This window comes from Mesorhizobium sp. M4A.F.Ca.ET.050.02.1.1 (assembly GCF_003997725.1).
Taxonomy (GTDB): domain Bacteria; phylum Pseudomonadota; class Alphaproteobacteria; order Rhizobiales; family Rhizobiaceae; genus Mesorhizobium.
The window spans coordinates 1-2,388 of sequence record NZ_RZSG01000871.1; the positions used below are offsets into that span (position 1 = coordinate 1).

The window sequence follows — 2,388 nt, forward strand, 5'->3', positions numbered from 1 at the left end:
GTTCTGTGCTGGTTTTGCGTTCTGGTTCTGAACGACCGCCGGCTCCTCCTTCTGGCTGCGCCCTTCGCGCGCCAGCTCGTCAGCCGCGGCTGAAATCTGCGCTTCCAGGTCTTCCATCGACGCCGCCATATCGAGGCCGCCGTCGCCATCTCCCTCTACGCTCAAATCCAGGTCGAGCGCCCGTTCGAGTTCCTTGGCTACGTCGCTGTCGAGAGTTCGTGTCGTTGGTTTCTTCGCCATGCCTTCGCTACCCTGTACTAGCTGCCGAGGAACTTATGATTTTGGCCCGAGATTCTGGCTTGTCTTATCCCACGCAGGAGGCTGAAAATGGACCCTCGTATCGTAATGACACACAGGGGTAAAGAAAACCTGCATTCTGGGCGATACGTAAAACTTTAAATATAGGGTTAACGGAGACGTGATTTCGGCGCCTCCCTGTCAACATTTTTTCAGACCAATCATTAACCCGTTTGCTACGGGATTCGCCTAGTTTTCCAGGCAGTCAGACACCTAGGAGCTGCAATATCCATGCGCGGCGAAAGCGGCATTGCCTTTTCCATGCCCGGCGGCGACGTGTCGGGAACGGCCCAGTCACGACCTGTGGATCTCGCGCATCTTTCGCGCCAGACGATGGGCGATCGCGCCCTTGAGCAGGAGGTGCTGGCGCTGTTCGTACAGCAGGCGCTTGCCGTGCGCGACAAGATCCTCGACGCGGACGTCAAGGAGAGGCTGCTCCTGGCGCATGGGCTGAAGGGCTCGGCGCGCGGGGTGGGTGCGTTTGCAATCGCCGATTGCGCCGCGGCCCTCGAAGGCCAGCCCGAAGACATCAAGACCCTCAAGCGGCTCGGCGTGCTAATCGAGGAAGTGCGCGATTTCATTGCCGCCATCAGCCGCTAGGACAATCGCTCAAAAGTGTGCGGCGGTCCCGGGATGGCGACATGCGCGAAACAACAACCTAAGCGCGGCGCCCGCCGGACGCGCTTTGGCCGGATTTCCGAAAAAACGTCACGGCGCGGCGTTTTCGCGCCGCAGTTGACTTGTCCGCCGGAGTGATTATCTCGGCTGGAACTCCCCTTCAGGTGACAAATGACCAAGCTGACCTTCATTGCCAATGACGGCACACAGTTCGACATGGATGCCGAAAACGGCTCGACCGTGATGGAGAACGCCATCCGCAACGCCGTCCCGGGGATAGAGGCCGAGTGCGGCGGCGCCTGCGCCTGCGCAACCTGCCATGTCTATGTCGAAGAGTCCTGGACGGCGGAAGTCGGCGAGCCGGAGGCGATGGAGGAGGACATGCTGGACTTCGCCTATGACGTCCAGCCGAACTCGCGCCTGTCCTGCCAGATCAAGGTGCGCGACGCCCTCGACGGGTTGGTCGTGCGCGTGCCGGCCCGCCAGGGCTGACCCTCGGCCAGCCAAATTTTGCCTTGGCCGCTTGGCAGCAGGCCGTTGCTCATGCAGTCTCGCCCCGGATTGGCAACAAGGCGTATCGCATGAGTGACACGATCAAGACGGACGTACTCATCGTCGGGGCTGGGCCTGTAGGCCTGTTCGCCGTGTTCGAGCTTGGCCTCTTCGACATGAAGTGCCATCTGATCGACATCCTCGACCGGCCCGGCGGCCAGTGCGCGGAGCTCTATCCGGAAAAACCGATCTACGACATTCCCGGCTGGCCGTTGATCACGGCTCAGGGCCTGGTCGATAAGCTGCTCGAGCAGATCCACCCGTTCAAGCCGGAATTCACCTACAATCGCATGGTCTCCAGCCTGGAGAAGCTGGAAGACGGCAGCTTCCGCGTCACCACCGACGAGGACGAGCTGTTCGAGGCCAAGGTGGTGGTGATCGCCGCCGGCGGCGGCTCGTTCCAGCCCAAGCGGCCGCCCATTCCTGGCATCGAAGCCTATGAAGGCAAGAGCGTCTTCTATTCCGTGCGCCGCATGGAGGATTTCCGCGGCCATGACCTCGTCATCGTCGGCGGCGGCGATTCGGCGCTCGACTGGACGCTGAACCTGCAGCCGGTGGCAAGGAGCGTGACGCTGGTCCACCGCCGTCCGGAGTTCCGGGCCGCACCCGACAGCGTCAACAAGATGTACGCCATGCAGGAGATGAAGCAGCTGGATTTCCAGGTCGGCCAGGTGAGCGGCCTGACCGGCGCCGACGGCCAGCTCTCATCGGCGACCATCAAGGGACCTGACGGCGACATCGAGGTGCCATGCACTCGCATGCTGCCCTTCTTCGGCCTGACCATGAAGCTCGGGCCGATCGCGGAGTGGGGACTCAACCTGCATGAGAACCTGATCCCGGTCGACACGGAGAAATTCCAGACCTCGGTCTCCGGCATCTTCGCCGTCGGCGACATCAACTGGTATCCCGGCAAGCTGAAGC

4 protein-coding genes are annotated in these 2,388 nt (G+C 61.7%); 3 read left to right on the forward strand and 1 reads right to left on the reverse strand.

Features of this window, described 5'->3' with window-relative positions:
- The coding region (locus EOA33_RS32445) for a hypothetical protein (protein ID WP_145989418.1) at positions 1-240 on the reverse strand (240 nt) is incomplete at its 3' end.
- A gap of 288 nt (positions 241-528) precedes the next feature.
- Here EOA33_RS32445 and EOA33_RS32450 point away from each other — a divergent pair.
- The 3 genes from EOA33_RS32450 to EOA33_RS32460 form a co-directional block, all read left to right on the forward strand.
- Positions 529-897 (forward strand): Hpt domain-containing protein, encoded by a 369-nt coding sequence (locus EOA33_RS32450; RefSeq protein ID WP_127407480.1) that lies wholly within the window; start codon positions 529-531, stop codon positions 895-897.
- Between the two features lie 189 nt (positions 898-1,086).
- Positions 1,087-1,407: a 2Fe-2S iron-sulfur cluster-binding protein gene (locus tag EOA33_RS32455; protein ID WP_127407481.1), complete on the forward strand. Its 321-nt coding sequence runs from the start codon at positions 1,087-1,089 to the stop codon at positions 1,405-1,407.
- 89 nt (positions 1,408-1,496) lie between these two features.
- The coding region (locus EOA33_RS32460; RefSeq protein ID WP_145989419.1) for an NAD(P)/FAD-dependent oxidoreductase at positions 1,497-2,388 on the forward strand (892 nt) is incomplete at its 3' end.